Source organism: Isoptericola chiayiensis, assembly GCF_013149805.1.
In the GTDB taxonomy this organism is placed as follows: Bacteria; Actinomycetota; Actinomycetes; order Actinomycetales; family Cellulomonadaceae; genus Isoptericola; species Isoptericola chiayiensis.
In genome coordinates this window covers 286,403-302,578 of the sequence record NZ_JABEZT010000001.1, presented here as the reverse complement: position 1 = coordinate 302,578, position 16,176 = coordinate 286,403, and the positions used below count along the sequence as shown (strand labels likewise).

Below are 16,176 nucleotides of genomic sequence, written 5' to 3'. Positions count from 1 at the left end.
CTCGCGGACGAGTTGCCTACCTCGCGGAAGGACCGGGTCAGACGGCGAGCCAGGCGAGGTAGATCGCCACCGTGTGGCAGGCGAACCCGACCACCGTCAGCGCGTGGAAGATCTCGTGGAAGCCGAACCAGAGCGGAGACGGGTCGGGGAACTTCGTGCCGTAGACGACGGCGCCCAGGGTGTAGGCGAGGCCGCCGCCGGCCACCAGCCACACCACCGCCGGTCCGCCGGTGGCCCCGAACTGTCCCAGGTAGGCCACCGCGACCCAGCCGAGCGCGACGTAGACCGGCACGTAGACCCAGCGCGGAGCGTTCATCCAGATGACGCGCGCGAGCAGACCGAGGATCGCGCCGCCCCACACGATGGACAGCAGCACGGTGGCGGACTCGGGGTCCAGCAGGGCTACGGCCAGCGGCGTGTAGGTGCCGGCGATGATGAGGAAGATGTTCGCGTGGTCCATGCGTCGCAGCACGGCCTCGACGCGCGGCGACCACGTCCCGCGGTGGTAGACGGCGCTGGTGCCGAAGAGCATGAGCGCGCTGAGCCCGAAGATCGCGGCCGCGACCTTGCCGGCCACCGGTTCGGCGAGCACGACGAGCACGATGGTGGCCGCCAGGGCGAGCGGCGTCGTGACCAGGTGTATCCAGCCGCGCAGCTTGGGCTTGAGGCGGCGGGCCTGGGTGGCGGCGCTCGCGGTGACGGTCTGGACGGCGCCGGTGACGCTCTCGCGGGCGCCGTGCACGGCCTCGCGCGCGACGTCCGAGGCGGTGTGGTCGGCGTCGGCCGGGTCGGGTACGGACTGGCGCTCGTGCGGGGCGGCTCCGGCCACGGGTCCTCCTGGCGGGTCGGGGTCTGTCGATCGGGCGGCGAACTAACCTACGGTTGCGTAGGTTACGCCAGCGTAGGTGACGCGGGAAGCGCGTGTCGCGCCCTATCCTGTGAAGATCGTGCGACGACCCGGTCCGGCTCGCCCACCGGACCGATCTGCGCGGCCTCGGCACCGCGGTGGCGGCGGTACCGTTGTCCCGATTCGTCCGACCCGAACCCGCCTGCGAGGACCCGCGTGCGCCTGCCCCACCCGCTGTACAGCCTGTACGAGCGACGGCTCGCCGCGTCGATGCCGAGCGCGTCCCTGCCCCGGCACGTCGGCGTCATCCTCGACGGCAACCGTCGGTGGGCCAAGTCGTTCGGCGAGACCGCCGCGACGGGTCACCGCAAGGGCGCGGACAAGATCGCGCAGTTCCTGGGGTGGGCCGAGGAGTTCGGCATCGAGGTCGTCACGCTGTGGATGCTCTCCACCGACAACCTCTCCCGCTCCGAGGACGAGCTCGCCGACCTCCTCGACATCATCTCCGACGCCGTCCGCGACCTCGCGGAGACGCGGCGCTGGCGGCTGCGCATCGTGGGTCGGCTCGACCTGCTGCCCGAGCGGCTCGTCGGGGCCGTGCGCGAGGCCGCGGCCGCGACGGCCGACGTCGACGGCCTGCACGTCAACATCGCGGTCGGGTACGGCGGCCGGCACGAGATCGCTGACGCCGTGCGTTCCTACCTCCGGGCCGAGCAGGCTCGCGGCGCCACGCTCGCCGAGCTCGCCGAACGGCTCGACGTCTCCGACATCGCCGACCACCTGTACACCAAGGGCCAGCCCGACCCCGAGCTCGTCATCCGCACCTCGGGCGAGCTGCGGGTCGGCGGCTTCCTGATGTGGCAGAGCGCGCACTCCGAGCTCTACTTCTGCGAGGCCTTCTGGCCGGACTTCCGGCGCGTGGACTTCCTGCGCGCCCTGCGAGACTTCTCCCGGCGCGAGCGCCGGCTGGGACGATAGGCGTACCGGCGACGACGCCGGGGACAGGAGAGGCGCCATGACCACGACGCACCGGACGTCCGGCACCGCGCAGCGCGCCGCCGCGACCTGGGAGGCTCTGTTCCGCAGCCAGGTCACCCTGATGCGGCGGTTCCAGACCGACGAGGTCTGGGTGGAGCTGACCATGCGCGAGTACGACGTGCTGTTCACGCTGTCGCGCGCCCACGACGGGATCCTGCGACTGCGCGACCTCAACGAGAACGTGCTGCTCGCCCAGTCGTCGCTGTCCCGCATGGTGGAGCGGCTGGAGGAGCGCGGGCTGGTCACCCGGTCGGTGCCGTGCGAGGACGGCCGGGGCACGCTCGTGGCCCTGACGGACGAGGGTCGCCGGCTGCAGCGGCGCGTCGGACGGCGGCACGTGCGGGCCATGGAGCAGTACGTCGGGTCCGCGCTCGACGACGACGAGCAGGCCGAGCTGACCCGCCTGCTCGACAAGCTGCGCACCGCCCAGCCCGACATCGCGGACTGGTCCCCGCGCGGGTGACCGGGATCGGTATCCTCGGCGCGTGACCCCGACGAACCAGCCCGAGCCCACGTCCGACGTCGCGGCACCGGCGGGGCCGCACGTCGTCGTCGTGCCCGACTCCTTCAAGGGCAGCCTGGACGCCGGCCAGGTCGCCGCGGCCCTGCGCGAGGGCGTGCTGGCAGCCGCCCCCGACGCCCGGGTGACCTGCCTGGCGATGGCCGACGGCGGCGAGGGCACGCTGGACGCCCTGCTGTCGACCTGGCTGACCCCGGTCCGCACCGTGACGACCTGCGACGCCGTGGGCCGACCGGCGACGGCGCGGTGGGCGACGTCGCCCGACGGGAGGGTCGGCGTCGTCGAGCTGGCCGAGGCCAGCGGGTTGCCCGCCGTCAGCGACCAGCCGTTGCAGCCGCTGCACGCCCACACCCGCGGCACCGGCGACGTCGCGGCAGCGGTGCTCGACGCCGGGGTCGAGGAGGTGCTCGTCTGCCTGGGTGGTTCGGCCTCGACCGACGGGGGTGCCGGGATCCTGACCGGTCTCGGCGCACGGCTCCTGGACGCCGAGGGCCGCGTGGTGCCCGACGGCGGCGAGGGCCTGGCCGGCGTGGCCGCGCTCGATCTCGACGGGCTGCACCCGCGGGCACGGCAGGTGCGCTGGCGTCTCGCCGTCGACGTGTCGAACCCGCTCGTCGGCGAGCTCGGCTCGGCGGCCGTGTTCGCCCCGCAGAAGGGCGCCGGGCCGGGTCAGGTCGCGTTCCTCGACGAGGCGCTGACCCGCTGGGCCAACCTGCTCGAGCGGGAGACGGGCGTCCGCGTCCACGAGCTCCCGGGCGCCGGTGCGGCGGGTGGCGTTCCGGCCGCGCTCGCTGCCGTGCTCGGCGCCGGGCTGGAGCCGGGCGCCGCGCTCGTCGCCGAGGCCGTGGGCCTGCCCGCCGTCCTCGACGACGCCGCCCTCGTGCTCACGGGGGAGGGCTCCTTCGACTCGCAGTCGGTGCGCGGCAAGGTGGCCGACGGCGTGGCGCGCGTCGCGGCCGCGTCCCCGGCCCGCCCACCGGTCGTGGTCGTGGCGGGCCAGGTGCTGCTGCCCGCCGACCAGACCCGCGCGGCCGGCATCGCGGCGGCGTTCTCCATCGCCCCCGGGCCGATCGACCTCGACGACCTGCTCGGCCGGACGGCGGGACGCCTCACCGAGGTGGCGGCATCGGTGACGAGCCTGGTGCTCGCCGCCCGCTGATCCCGGCGGTCCGCTCCGCGGACGCGGCCGCCGCGACCGGATCACCCCCCGTGGCGGTGGCCGCGCACGGGCGGTTCGGTGATGATGGGCGAAGACCGCCGGCCCGCGACCCGGGACCGGCGACACGCACAGGCTGGTCGCCGAGTCCAGGAGCGCCCGATGGATCAGTTCACGATGGTGGTGCTGCTGGTCGGCGGCGGTGCGGTGGTCTTCGGCGCGACTCTGCTCGTGCGGCGCGTCCGGCCCGGTCTGGCGGACGTCGACACGGCACCGGCCGGATCGATCCTGTCGTACGTCGCGGCGACCTTCGGGATCCTCGTCGGGTTCCTCATCGTCGTCCTGCTCGGCGAGGCGACCAGCGCTCGGCACGCGATCGGCGACGAGGCGACCTCCATCGGCACGGCGTTCGACGAGGCCCAGCTCTTCCCGGAGAACGAGGCCGACCTGCAGCATGCCCTGATCTGCTACGCCCGCTCGGTCACGGAGAAGGAGTGGCCGGCGCTGGCCGAGGGCGGGTCGGCACCTGAGACCGACGCGGCGTACCGCGAGCTCATCGCCGCCTACGGGGCGGTGGACGAGCCGACGGGCGGAACCTTCCAGTCCGCGGCCGCGACCAACAGCTTCGTCCAGATCGGCAGCATCTCCACCGCGCGGGAGACCCGGCTCGTCGCCTCGGAGCTCGACCTGGGTCCGCTGATCTGGACCGTGCTCATCGGTGCGGCTCTGCTGGTGGTCTTCCTGCTCTTCGTCGTCACCCTGCCGGCCCGGCCGCTCGTGCAGGCGTCGCTGCTGGGTCTGGTCGGACTCTTCACCACGGTCCTGCTGGTCCTGCTGATGGCGTTAAGCAGCCCGTTCCGGGAGGGGACGAGGCTGGCGTCGCCGGAACTGATCGAGGAGAACACCGCCCGCATGGTGTCGCTCGCCCCGGAGGCCGCGGAACGGCCGTGCGCCTTCGACAACGCGGGCTGACCGGGTGAGCGCGGCGCGCGGGGCGCCCGTCGCGACTCAGGGCTCGACGTCGTCGTGCAGCACCACGCGGGACAGCTCGACGCGACCGCCGGGCAGCACCCAGTAGTGCAGGCGGCGCGCCTGCGGCGTGTTCACCTGCAGGGACAGCCGCCACGCCTGGGCGCCGTCGTGGTCGCGGACGCGGTACGGGTCGCCGCCGCCGTCCCCGCGGCGCAGCCGGTGCAGCTCGTAGCCGGCGATCTCCGGGGCGCGGCCGACCAGCACGAGGACGACGGCGCGGTGCACCTTCTCCTCGAGCCCGCGTCCGGCGTCGGCGAGGCTGGCGCAGAACGCCGGTCCGACGTCGTACTCCGGGAGCGGGAACCGCGTCTTCTCCTCGGCGTGGACGATCTGGGCCCAGGTGCGTCGCACGTCGTACCGCAGCTGGTCGACGGGGTCGAGGAACAGGGGACCCGTGGGCCGGGGCTCCTCGGCGCGCGGACGTTCCTTGCGCGCGGTGCGGATGCGGGTCTTGTAGCGCTCGACGTCGCGCCGCAGCCGCTCGACCTGGTCGCGCTGCTCGCGCGTGAGGTCGCGCAGGCCGGCCACCTCGAGCTCGAGCTGGCGGACGGCGGCGCGGCTCTCGGCGAGCTCCTGCTCGGCGGCGTCCGCGCGGGCCCGCTGCTCGTGCACGGACAGCTCGAGCTGGTTGACCAGCACCCGGTGCTCGCTGCGGGCCGGGCTTGGTTCCGCGGTGTCCGACGGCGGGGGTGGCGGCGTCGCCGGCAGGGCCCGGCCGCGGGGCGGCACGGCGGGCCGCCGTCCCGGGCCCGGCTTGGGCGCGGGCGGGCCGTCGTCCTCGCCGGCAGGGTCGATCGGCTCGTCGCGGTCCGCGGGCGGGTCGTCGTCGGTCGTGGTGTCGGGCGAGGAGGCGGAGTCGGCGACGGCGGTCGGTGCGGGCAGCCAGGGCGGGCCGCCGGGCAGCAGGCTCAGTGCCGCCGCGACGTCCTCGGTGTCGGCGACGTCGTGCAGGCTCAGGTCCGGGCGCAGCCGCGGCCCGGCCGGTCCTGGCACTGGCCGGCCGGGGAGCACGCGTGCGGCGACGACCTCGCCGACGGAGAACAGGTCGCGCAGGTCCTCGAGCTCGCTGCCCGACGCCGCGGCGCGGCCGACCCGGACCGGTACGGCCGGTGCCAGGGCCAGCACGACCTCGTCGGTGGTGACGTCGTGGACCTGCACGGGAGCCACGGTCCCCGGCGGGTAGGCCTGCCGGGCCAGCTCGGCCTGAGCGGCGGAGTCGGGCAGCATGCCGCGGACGTCGAGACGCTGGGCGCCGGGGTCGAGGACGCCCCGCAGGGTCATCCCCGGCGCGAGGAGGCGGTCGACGGGCACGATGGGCAGGGTGAGCTCCTGGGCGACCTGGGCCGTCGTGCCCTCGTCGGTCCGCACCAGGGCGCGGGTCCCGACCACGCCGAGGACCGTCGCGCCGACGGTCGCGGGGGAGTCCGGCGTGGAGGCGCTGCCGGTCAGCCCGGCCGCGGCGGCCGCCGTCAGGGCGTCCTGGACGAGACGGTCGCGCACCCGGGTGCCCTCGGCGTCGTCGTAGGCGAACCACAACGGCGAGCGGCCGACGTCGTGCACCCAGTCCAGGCCGACGGGGTAGACGCGCGAGGCGCCGCCGTAGACCTGCGTGCCGGGCGGCATCGCGTGCGAGAACGCCCACGACGCCTCGCCGGTGCGCACGACGACCACCTCGGCGAGGCCGCGGACGTCGTCCAGCACGCGGTCGGGGTCGACGTAGGGCACGCCGTGCTCGCGCGGCGTGGACACGACCACCACGGGCCAGGCGCGGGCGGGGTCCTGCAGCCGCGCGGCCAGGGCCTCCGCCTCGTCGGGGTCGCGGACACGACCGACCGACGTCGGGACGTCTGCGCTGGTCAGGGCGTCGACGACGGGGGCCGTGGGGGTGCGGGTCACCATGCCTCCTCGCCGTCGGTCGCTCGGTCCGTCGAGACTACCCGCGCGGGTGAGAAGCGGCTCGGGCGACGGCGGGCGCGGCGGCGGCACGACGGCGAGATGACAACCTGTGCGTTCCATGTCACGTCGCCGTGGACCCGTTCGCGGCGTGCCGCGCCCTCGAGCGGGTGGATGATGGGCTCATGCCGACGACCCCCCGGTCCGATCTCGCGAGCCCTTACGACGCCCTGCTGCTGTATTCCTTCGGAGGCCCGAACAAGGCGGAGGACGTCGTACCGTTCCTCCGCAACGTGACGGCCGGCAAGGGGATCCCCGACTCCCGCCTCGAGGAGGTCGGGGAGCACTACTACGGCTTCGGCGGCAAGAGCCCCATCAACGAGCAGAACCTCGCGTTGCAGGCGGCGCTCGAGGCCGAGCTCGCCGAGCGGGGCATCGACCTGCCCGTGGTGTGGGGCAACCGCAACTGGGAGCCGTACACCGACGACGCCGTCACCGAGCTCGAGAACCTCGGCGCCGAGCGCGCCGTGGCGCTGGTGACCTCGGCGTACTCCAGCTACTCCGGCTGCCGCCAGTACCGCGAGGACCTGGCCGTCACGCTGGACAAGCGCGGCCAGCTCGGCGAGGACGGCTCCACCACCGTCGAGTTCGACAAGATCCGGTCCTACTTCAACCACCCCGGGTTCGTGCAGGCGAACGTCGACGCGGTGCTCGACGGGTTCGCCGCGCTCGAGGCGAAGGGCGGGTCGCCCGCCGACGCCACCCTGGTGTTCGTCACCCACTCCATCCCGGACACGATGGAGGCGGCCTCGCGCATCTCGCAGGCCACCTACTCCGAGCAGCACCTCGACGTCGCGGCCGTCATCGCCGAGCGCGTGGGTGCGGTCCGCGGGCACGAGGTCACCTGGGAGCTCGCCTACTGCTCCCGCTCGGGCCCGCCGTCGCAGCCGTGGCTGGAGCCCGACGTCAACGACCTGCTCACCGAGCGCGCGGGCGAAGGTCTGCGCGACGTCGTCATGGCGCCGATCGGGTTCGTCTCGGACCACATGGAGGTCGCCTACGACCTGGACACCGAGGCCATGGAGACCGCGACCGAGCTCGGCCTGACGGCGGTGCGGGCCGGGACGGTCGGCACCCGGGCCCCGTTCGTGGCCGGCCTGGTCGACCTCCTGCTCGAGCGGGCGGCGATCGCCCGCGGCGAGGCCGTCGAGGAGGCCACCGTCGGCAGCCTGCCGCCCTTCCGCTCGGTGTGCGAGGTCGACTGCTGCCTGCGCCGCGACGGCGAGCCCAGCGGCGTGCCGGCCCTGTGCGGCGTCGACCTGCGCCGCTGACCGGCGCCACGCCACCACGGACACCCCGACACCACGACGACGAGGAGCGCACCCATGACCGACCGGCACGTGCACGCGGACACCGGCGAGGACGTCGACACCGCGGCGATCAACGACTCGATCCGCTACGCGATGATCGCGGTGTTCTCGGCGGTCGCACCCGTCCCGGCCGACGACGCGACCCGTGCGGAGGTCGCCGCCGAGGCCGCCGACGCGCTCTGGGACGGCGCCGCCGACGGCGACCGCGACGCCTCCCGGGCGGACGGCGACGTCGTCGTGCGCGGCGTGTACGACGTGGCCGGGCTGCGGGCCGACGCCGACCTCATGGTCTGGGTGCACGGCCCCAGCGTCGAGTCCGTGCAGGGCGCCTACCGCCGGCTGCTCGCCTCCCGGCTCGGGGCGACGCTGGCACCGGTGTGGTCCGTCGTCGCGCTGCACCGTGCCGCGGAGTTCAACAAGGGGCACGTCCCGGCGTTCCTCGCGGGCGAGGCGCCGCGCGACTACCTGTGCGTCTACCCGTTCGTTCGCTCCTACGAGTGGTACCTGCTCCCCGACGACGAACGCCGGACCATGCTGCGCGACCACGGCATCGCCGCGGCCGGGTACAAGGACGTGCGGGCCAACACCATGAGCACGTTCGCGCTGAGCGACTACGAGTGGCTGCTCGCCTTCGAGGCCGACGAGCTGCACCGCATCGTCGACCTGATGCGCGACCTGCGGGCCACCGAGGCGCGCCGGCACGTCCGCGAGGAGGTGCCGTTCTTCACCGGACCGCGCACCGGCCTGGCGCAGTGGGTGGAGGCCCGCCCGCGCGCCTGAGCTCCCGCATCGGCTCCCGCGCCGGAGCTCCCGGGATGCTCAGCATGCTGATCTTTGTCATGCTGGGCAGATGACCACCACCGCAGCATCCCGCGCGACCACCGCCGACCGCGTCCGCCAGGTCGTGGTGGTCGTCGGCGCCCTGCTGGCCGTCGCCGGCGCCGCCTACGGGTCCGGCGCGTTCGGCGGCCAGCCCATCGAGGAGGCCGCCGGCGGCGCGCTCTCCGCCGACGCGACCGTGATGGCCCCGGCCGGCCCCGCCTTCTCGATCTGGTCCGTGATCTACACCGGGCTGCTCCTGTTCGCGCTCCTGCAGGCGCTGCCGGGCCGTGCCGCCGACCCGAGGATGCGCGCCGTGTCGTGGTGGGTGCTCGGCTCCATGGTGCTCAACGCCGCCTGGATCGGGGTCGTCCAGCTCGGCCTGCTGTGGCTGAGCGTGCTGGTCATCGTGGCCCTCGTCGCCGTCCTGGCCGCCGTCGTCGTCCGGCTGCTGCGCGTCGAGCCGACGCGACGCCTCGACGCCCTCGTCACCGAGGGTACGGTCGGTCTCTACCTCGGCTGGGTCTGCGTCGCCACCATCGCCGACGTCGCGGCCACCCTGGTCGACGCCGAGGTGGGCGACCTGCTGCTCGGCGCCACCGCGTGGGGCGTGGTGCTGTGCGTGGTGGCCGCCCTGCTGGTGGTGCTGATCGCCACCCGGACGGCGTCCCGCCCCACCGTGGCCGTCGGCGTCGGGCTCGCGGCCGGATGGGGACTGGCCTGGATCGCGGTCGCCCGTTCGCAGGGCCCCCTGCTCGACTCCGGTGTCTCCTACGCCGCCGGGGTGGCCGCCGTCGTCGCCGTCGGCGGGCCGGTCGTGATCAGCCTGCTGCGCCGACGCTCGCGACCATGACCGCGCCGTCGGTCTCGTCGTCCCGCAGGACCCCGACCCCCAGTCCGGCCGCCGTCACCAGGCGCGTGGCCGCCGTCACCTGAACCCCCGCCACCTCGAACAGCAGCGCTCCGCCGCGTGCCAGCCACGGCGGGGCTCCGGCCACCACGCGACGCAGCACGTCCAGACCGTCGGGCCCCCCGTCCAGGGCCGGGCGCGGTTCGTGGTCGCGGGCCTCGGCCGGCAGCGTGTCCAGGGCCGACGTCGGGACGTACGGAGCGTGGCAGAGCAGCAGGTCGACCCGTCCCCGCAGCGACTCCGGCAGCGCGTCCCAGAGGTCGCCCGTGCCGACCGTCCCGCCGAACGGGGCGATGTTGGCGCGGGCGTGGGCCACCGCCCGGGGGTCCACGTCCGCCGCGTGCAGGCGCGCGGACCGCCCGCCGTCGGGAAGGCCGAGCAGCACCGCACCGCCGACCGCCCCGCTCCCGCAGCACAGGTCGACGACGGTCGCGTCCGCACGCGCGGCGGGCAGGTCGAGCGCCGCCGCCACGAGCCGTTCGCTGCGCCGTCGCGGCACGAACACCCCGGGACCCACCGACCAGGACCGGCCCGCGAGCTCCACCCGGCCCAGCACGTGCTCCAGCGGCTCGCCGGCCGTGCGTCGCGTCACCCGGCGCTCCAGCTGCTCCGGGTCGTCCGTCGAGGCGAGCAGCAGCGCCGCCTCCTCCTCGGCGAACACGCACCCCGCGGCGCGCAGCCGCTCCGTGAGTCGCACGGCGGTGCCCACGGGATCCTCCTCGGTTCGCCCGGACGTCGGGGCGTTCGGTCGGCAGCGGGTGCCCGCATCACACCCTAGCCTCGCGGGTACTCCCCGAGGCGCGACCGGCAGGCCGTCGAGAAGCGTCGCCCCGTCGCGGAGCCTTGTCGAAAGGTCGCCGTCGGCGGCCCCGTTCTGTACAAGACGCACGCGCCGCGAGGGAGCACAGTGGAGGGATGAGCACACACTCCGCCGCGCGCGGGACCGGGACGGGCGGAACCCGCACGTCCGGCCCCGCCGACATCGAGTCCCTCGTCGAGGATGCCGTCGCCCTGGCGCACACCTGGATCGCCGCGGCCGACGGCACCGGCGCCGCGGCCAGCCGCGCGGACCGGCGCACTCGCGCCACCGCCGAACGCCTCGGCGCGCTGGTCGCCGACCCCGCCGGGCTCGACCTGGCCGTCGGGTTCGTCGACGACGTCGCCCGCCCCCAGGACGTCCGCGTCGCCGCCAAGGCGCTGGCCCGGCTCGGCCGCGACGCCGGCGCCGCCTCGTTCCTCTCCCCGGTCGACCGCACCCTGTTCCGCGTCGGTGCCGCCGTCGCCCCCGCCCTGCCGAGCGTCGTCGTGCCCGCCGCACGGGTCCGGCTGCGCCAGCTCGTCGGGCACCTCGTGGCCGACGCCGGTCGCGGGCTCGGTGCGCACCTCGCGCGGACGCGGGACGAGGGATACACGCTCAACGTCAACCTCCTGGGCGAGATGGTGCTCGGCGAGGACGAGGCCCGCGCGCGCCTGCAGCGCACCCTCGACCTGGTGCGCCGCCCGGACGTCGACTACGTGTCGGTGAAGGTGTCCTCCGTCGCCGCCCAGCTCGTCACGTGGGACCTCGACGGGTCCCGCGAGCGCGTGGTCGATCGGCTGCTGCCCCTCTACCGGGCCGCCCGCGACCACGGCGTCTTCGTGAACCTCGACATGGAGGAGTACAAGGACCTGGCGCTCACCACGGCGGTGTTCCGCGACGTCCTCGACCGCGACGAGCTGCGCGACCTGCAGGCCGGCGTCGTGCTGCAGGCCTACCTGCCCGACGCGCTCGGCGCGCTGGACGAGCTCACCGCCTGGGCGCAGCAGCGCGTCGCCGACGGCGGGGCACCGGTCAAGGTGCGCCTGGTCAAGGGCGCGAACCTCGCCATGGAGCACGTCGAGGCCGAGCTGCACGACTGGGCGGTCGCCCCCTACGGCAGCAAGGCCGAGGTCGACGCCAACTACGTGCGCGTCCTCGACCACCACCTGACCCCGGAGCGCACCGCGGCCGTCCGCCTCGGCGTCGCCTCCCACAACCTGTTCCACGTGGCGCTCGCGATCCTGCTGGGCCGGGCCCGCGGCGTCAGCGACGGCCTCGACGTGGAGATGCTGCAGGGCATGGCTCCGATCGAGGCCCGCCAGGTGCAGGCCGAGGTGGCCCGCGACGGCGGCCGCGTGGTCCTGTACACCCCGGTGGTGCGCCCGCAGGACTTCGACGTCGCGATCTCCTACCTGGTGCGTCGCCTCGAGGAGAACGCCGCGGAGCAGAACTTCCTGCACGCCTCGTTCGCCCCGCCGTCGTCCGTCCCGGGTGTCTCCGCCACGCCGATGGACCGCCAGGAGGTCGCGTTCCGCGCCTCGGTGTCCGACGCCGTGCCCTTCGAGGCCGCCGACGTGGCGCCGCGGCGCCGGTCGCGCTTCGAGGGCGACGCGTCCGCCCCCGACGCCGTCCCGCCAGGTCGTACCTCCCGTCCCGAGGTCGTACCCGCGGGGTACGACGGCGAGACGGACGGTACGACCTCGCGGCCCGGTGGTGAGCGGCCCGGTGGCGAGGAGCCCGGTGGTGGGCGACCCGGCTCGCCGACCGGCTTCCGTAACGCCGTCGACACCGACCCGTCGGTCGCGGCGCACCGCGAGTGGGCCGCACGGATCGTCGGCCCCGGCAGCGGGTTCGTCCCGGTCCGGTCCGCCGAGGTCACCGACACCGCCGCCGTCGACGCCGCCGTCGCCCGGGCCGTCGAGGTCCGCGAGCAGTGGGCCGCCGTGCCGCCCGCCGGCCGCGCCCGGGTGCTGCGCGAGGCCGCCCGCCGGCTCGAGGACCGCCGCACGGACCTGATCGCCGCCGCCGTGCACGAGGTCGGCAAGACCGTCGCGGAGACGGACCCCGAGGTCACCGAGGCCATCGACTTCGCCAACTACTACGCGGCGGCCGCCGAGGCCCTCGACACCGTCGACGGCGTCACCTTCGCGCCCGACGGCGTCACCCTCGTCACGCCCCCCTGGAACTTCCCGGTCGCCATCCCGATCGGCGGCGCGCTCGCCGCGCTCGCGGCGGGCTCCACGGTGCTCGCCAAGCCCGCCCCGCCGACGCCGCGCTGCTACGAGCTCGCGGTCGAGGCGGTGCACGCCGCGCTGGAGGCCGTCGCTCCCGACATCGGCCTCGACCCCGCCGTGGCCCGCGACGCCGTGCAGTTCCTGCGGGTGCCCGACGGCGACGTCGGCAAGCACCTGGTCACCCACCCCGACGTGTCCCGGGTGGTGCTCACCGGCGCCCTCGAGACCGCCGAGATGTTCGCCTCCTGGCGTCCCGAGCGACCCGTCCTGGCGGAGACCTCCGGCAAGAACGCGCTGATCGTCACCCCGTCCGCCGACCTCGACCTGGCGGTCGCCGACGTGCTGCGCAGCGCGTTCGGGCACGCCGGCCAGAAGTGCTCGGCGGCCTCCCTGGTGATCCTCGTCGGCTCCGTCGGGGACGCCACCACCGTCACCGGCGAGCGGTTCGGCCGCCAGCTCGTCGACGCCGTCCGGTCGCTGGCCGTCGGTCCGGCCACCTCGCTGTCCACCGTCATGGGGCCGCTCACCGAGCCCGCCGCCGGCAAGCTGCACCGCGCCCTGACCTCGTTGGAGCCGGGGGAGTCGTGGCTGGTCGAGCCGCAGCGGCTCGACGACGTCGCCGCGGCCGCCGGGATCGACCCGGACCGGATGTGGACGCCCGGGCTGCGCGACGGCGTCGCGCCCGGCTCCTTCTTCCACCTCACCGAGGTGTTCGGTCCCGTGCTCGGCATCATGCGCGCCGCGACGCTCGACGAGGCGATCGAGCTGCAGAACGCCGTCTCCTTCGGCCTGACCGGCGGCATCCACTCCCTGGACGCCGAGGAGGTCGAGCACTGGCTCGACCGCGTCGAGGTCGGCAACGCCTACGTCAACCGCCACATCACCGGCGCCATCGTCCAGCGCCAGTCGTTCGGCGGGTGGAAGGGGTCCGTCGTCGGACCGGGTGCGAAGGCGGGCGGCCCCAACTACGTCGCCCAGCTCGGCACCTGGTCGGACACCGCGGCCGACGCCGGGGGTCCGCCGTCGCGCGGGAACGACCCGGCGGGCTGGCTCGCGTGGGCGGAGGCCTCCGACGCCGACGCCTGGGCCCGGGAGTTCGGCGTCGCGCACGACGAGACCGGCCTGGCCGTGGAGGAGAACACCTTCCGCTACCGCCCCGTCGAGCAGGTCACGGTGCGTGTCGGCGACGGCGCCCTGCCGGTCGAGGTGCGCCGCGTCCTGGCCGGTGCGCGCCGCGCCGGCGTCCACGCCGTCGTCGTCCCCGCGTCCGACGCCGGCTGGGGCGTGCCGCACGACGCCCCCGTGCCGCACGCGGAGTTCGCCGCCGCCGTCGCCGACGGCCGGGTCTCCGGGCGGGTGCGCGTGCTCGGCGAGGCGCCCGGGCTGCGGGAGGCCGCCGCCGGCCGCCTCGGCGAGGTCACCGTCCTGGACGGCCCGGTGCTGGCCGCCGGCCGGCGCGAGCTGCTGACGTTCCTGCGCGAGCAGGCGATCAGCCGCACCAAGCACCGCTACGGCCACCTGCGCGACTGACCGGCGAACCACCCCGCTCGCGCTGCGGGTGCACGACATGCCGCCGGGCTCGTGAGCCTGGCGGCATGTCGTGCACCCGCAGCGCGAGGGCGGGTGGCGTGCGACGATGTCGCCGTGACGACTGCGTTCGTGCTGGGTGGCGGCGGTGTACGCGGTGCCGTGCACGTCGGGATGGTGCGCGCGCTGCTCGAGCGGGGCGTCCGCCCCGACCTGGTGGTCGGCACCTCCATCGGGGCGATCAACGGTGCCGCCGTGGCCGCCGACCCGTCACCCGCCGTCGTCGAGCGCATGCTCGAGGCGTGGGCGTCACCCGTGGCCGCGAGCGTCTACGGCGAGCCCTGGTACCGGCAGGTCGGCCAGCTCGCACGGTCGCGCACCCACGTGTTCGACCCCGGCAAGCTGCGCACCCTCATCGAGTCGACGCTGGGCGACCACCGCGACTTCGCCGACCTCGAGGTGCCGCTCGTCGTCGCGGCAGCCAGCATCGAGGGCGCCTGCGAGCACTGGTTCGACGCCGGCGCCCTGGTCCCGGCCGTCCTCGCCTCCGCGTCGGTCCCCGGCGCGCTGCCCCCGACCGAGATCGACGGCGAGCACTTCGTCGACGGGGGCGTGGTCAACTCCATCCCGCTCGGGGAAGCCGTCCGCCGCGGTGCCACCACGGTGTACGTGCTCCAGGTGGGCCGGATCGAGGAACCGCTCACCGCTCCCCGCAACCCCTCCGACGTCGCCAAGGTCGCCTTCGAGATCGCCCGCCGGCACCGGTTCCACCGGGAGCTCGCCGAGGTGCCGGACGGCGTCGCCGTCCACGTGCTGCCCTCGGGCGGCCCCGTGCCCGGCGACGAGAAGGTCGGCTCGTTCCGGCGGCTCGACGCGACCCGACGCCGCATCGAGCAGTCCTACGCCGCCGGACTGACCTACCTGGACGAGCACGCATGATCGCGCCGCCACCGGTCTGGGTCCGGCGTGTGGTGCTCGGGCCGCTCGTCGTGGCCCTGGCGGTGCTGATGGTGCCGACCACCCTGATGTTCGCGCTCGTGGTCGGCGCGGCCCTGACGTGGGTCCTGCCGGGCCGCCTGCGCGTGGTCCGGGTGCTGTGGATGATCGCGTTCTACGTCGTCTGGGACGCGGCCGCGCTGCTGGCGATGCTCGGCCTGTGGATCGGCGCGGGCTGCGGGCTGTTCGCCGACCGCGCCTGGTACCGACGGGCGCACGTGCGCCTGGCCCGCGGGATGCTCGCGCTGTTCTTCTGGCAGGTGCGCTGGACGCTGCGGCTGCGGATCGTCGTCGACGTCGCCGACGAGGCCGCGCTGCCGGACGCCCCGCTCGTCGTGCTCAGCCGGCACGCCGGTCCCGGGGACTCGTTCATCCTGGTCGACCGGCTGCTCGGCCTCGCGGGGAGGGCGCCGGCCGTCGTGCTCAAGGACACCCTGCAGTGGGATCCCGCGATCGACGTGCTGCTGCACCGGCTGCCGTCCGCCTTCGTGACGCCGTCGTCCCGCCGCCGACCCGGCCAGCCCGGCGCCCGGCAGACGGTGCGTCGCATCGCGGAGGGTCTGACGGCCGACGACGCGCTCGTGCTGTTCCCCGAGGGCGGCAACGTGACCGCGCGGCGGCGGGCGGGGCGCATCGCGAAGCTGCGGGAGGCCGGCCAGGACCGGTTGGCCGACCGGGCGGAGGGCATGGCCAACGTCATGGCACCCCACGTGGGCGGATTCGAGGCGGCGCTGGACGGATCGCCCGACGCCGCCGTCCTCGTCGTCGCGCACACGGGCCTCGAACGGCTCGTCACCGTCGGCGACATCTGGCGCGAGCTGCCGATGGACAAGACCATCCGGCTGGCCGGATGGCTGCACCCTGCCGGGGCGGTGCCCCGCGACGGCGCGGCCCGGGAGGACTGGCTGTTCGACCAGTGGGGCGTGGTCGACCGGTGGATCGGCGACCGCGTCCCGAGCTGACGTCGCCTCAGGCGGAGCTGGTTGCCGCCTGTGGCTGCGGTTGCGCTGCGGGCGGGTGCCTTGCTGCGCTGCG

At 75.1% G+C, this 16,176-nt stretch carries 13 protein-coding genes; 10 read left to right on the top strand and 3 right to left on the bottom strand.

The genetic code is table 11. The features are described from left to right. Nucleotides 1-37 precede the first annotated feature (37 nt). Nucleotides 38-829, bottom strand: a complete 792-nt coding sequence (trhA, locus tag HDG68_RS01225) for a PAQR family membrane homeostasis protein TrhA (RefSeq protein WP_425483716.1) — start codon at nt 827-829, stop codon at nt 38-40. 234 nt (nt 830-1,063) lie between these two features. Here trhA and HDG68_RS01220 point away from each other — a divergent pair, with 234 nt between their 5' ends. The 4 genes from HDG68_RS01220 to HDG68_RS01205 all read left to right on the top strand — a co-directional run bounded on the left by HDG68_RS01220 (nt 1,064) and on the right by HDG68_RS01205 (nt 4,533). Next, nucleotides 1,064-1,825 carry an isoprenyl transferase gene (locus tag HDG68_RS01220; protein WP_172148523.1) on the top strand — a complete coding sequence of 254 codons (762 nt, stop codon included), beginning with the start codon at nt 1,064-1,066 and terminating at the stop codon, nt 1,823-1,825. Nucleotides 1,826-1,862: 37 nt separating this feature from the next. Continuing rightward, nucleotides 1,863-2,348: a MarR family winged helix-turn-helix transcriptional regulator gene (locus tag HDG68_RS01215; protein WP_172148521.1), complete on the top strand. Its 486-nt coding sequence runs from the start codon at nt 1,863-1,865 to the stop codon at nt 2,346-2,348. 22 nt (nt 2,349-2,370) lie between these two features. Continuing rightward, complete coding sequence (locus HDG68_RS01210) at nt 2,371-3,564, top strand: glycerate kinase (RefSeq protein ID WP_172148519.1); 1,194 nt, start codon at nt 2,371-2,373, stop codon at nt 3,562-3,564. A gap of 159 nt (nt 3,565-3,723) precedes the next feature. Further along, nucleotides 3,724-4,533 (top strand): bestrophin-like domain, encoded by an 810-nt coding sequence (locus HDG68_RS01205; protein WP_172148517.1) that lies wholly within the window; start codon nt 3,724-3,726, stop codon nt 4,531-4,533. 36 nt (nt 4,534-4,569) lie between these two features. Here the strand turns inward: HDG68_RS01205 and HDG68_RS01200 are convergent, their stop codons facing one another. Beyond that, nucleotides 4,570-6,489 (bottom strand): coiled-coil domain-containing protein, encoded by a 1,920-nt coding sequence (locus HDG68_RS01200; protein WP_172148515.1) that lies wholly within the window; start codon nt 6,487-6,489, stop codon nt 4,570-4,572. A gap of 182 nt (nt 6,490-6,671) precedes the next feature. Here HDG68_RS01200 and HDG68_RS01195 point away from each other — a divergent pair, with 182 nt between their 5' ends. From HDG68_RS01195 to HDG68_RS01185, 3 genes are all read left to right on the top strand, one after another. Next, on the top strand, nt 6,672-7,817 hold the full coding sequence (locus tag HDG68_RS01195; protein ID WP_172148513.1) for a ferrochelatase: 1,146 nt from the start codon (nt 6,672-6,674) through the stop codon (nt 7,815-7,817). Nucleotides 7,818-7,871: 54 nt separating this feature from the next. Then, nucleotides 7,872-8,636 carry a hydrogen peroxide-dependent heme synthase gene (hemQ, locus tag HDG68_RS01190; protein WP_172148511.1) on the top strand — a complete coding sequence of 255 codons (765 nt, stop codon included), beginning with the start codon at nt 7,872-7,874 and terminating at the stop codon, nt 8,634-8,636. A gap of 70 nt (nt 8,637-8,706) precedes the next feature. Then, complete coding sequence (locus HDG68_RS01185; RefSeq protein ID WP_172148509.1) at nt 8,707-9,528, top strand: tryptophan-rich sensory protein; 822 nt, start codon at nt 8,707-8,709, stop codon at nt 9,526-9,528. Here the strand turns inward: HDG68_RS01185 and HDG68_RS01180 are convergent. Beyond that, nucleotides 9,497-10,294 carry a putative protein N(5)-glutamine methyltransferase gene (locus tag HDG68_RS01180; RefSeq protein ID WP_172148507.1) on the bottom strand — a complete coding sequence of 266 codons (798 nt, stop codon included), beginning with the start codon at nt 10,292-10,294 and terminating at the stop codon, nt 9,497-9,499. The genes HDG68_RS01185 and HDG68_RS01180 overlap by 32 nt on opposite strands. A 206-nt stretch (nt 10,295-10,500) precedes the next feature. Here HDG68_RS01180 and HDG68_RS01175 point away from each other — a divergent pair, with 206 nt between their 5' ends. From HDG68_RS01175 to HDG68_RS01165, 3 genes are all read left to right on the top strand, one after another. After that, entirely contained in the window at nt 10,501-14,148 is a 3,648-nt protein-coding gene (locus tag HDG68_RS01175) for a proline dehydrogenase family protein (protein WP_172148505.1), read from the top strand. 114 nt (nt 14,149-14,262) lie between these two features. Next, the gene (locus tag HDG68_RS01170) at nt 14,263-15,084 is read left to right on the top strand and encodes a patatin-like phospholipase family protein (RefSeq protein ID WP_172148503.1); all 822 of its coding nucleotides are present in this window, start codon (nt 14,263-14,265) and stop codon (nt 15,082-15,084) included. Further along, nucleotides 15,081-16,103, top strand: a complete 1,023-nt coding sequence (locus HDG68_RS01165) for a 1-acyl-sn-glycerol-3-phosphate acyltransferase (RefSeq protein WP_216647867.1) — start codon at nt 15,081-15,083, stop codon at nt 16,101-16,103. The genes HDG68_RS01170 and HDG68_RS01165 overlap by 4 nt, the downstream gene beginning before the upstream one ends. The last annotated feature ends 73 nt before the right edge of the window (nt 16,104-16,176 follow it).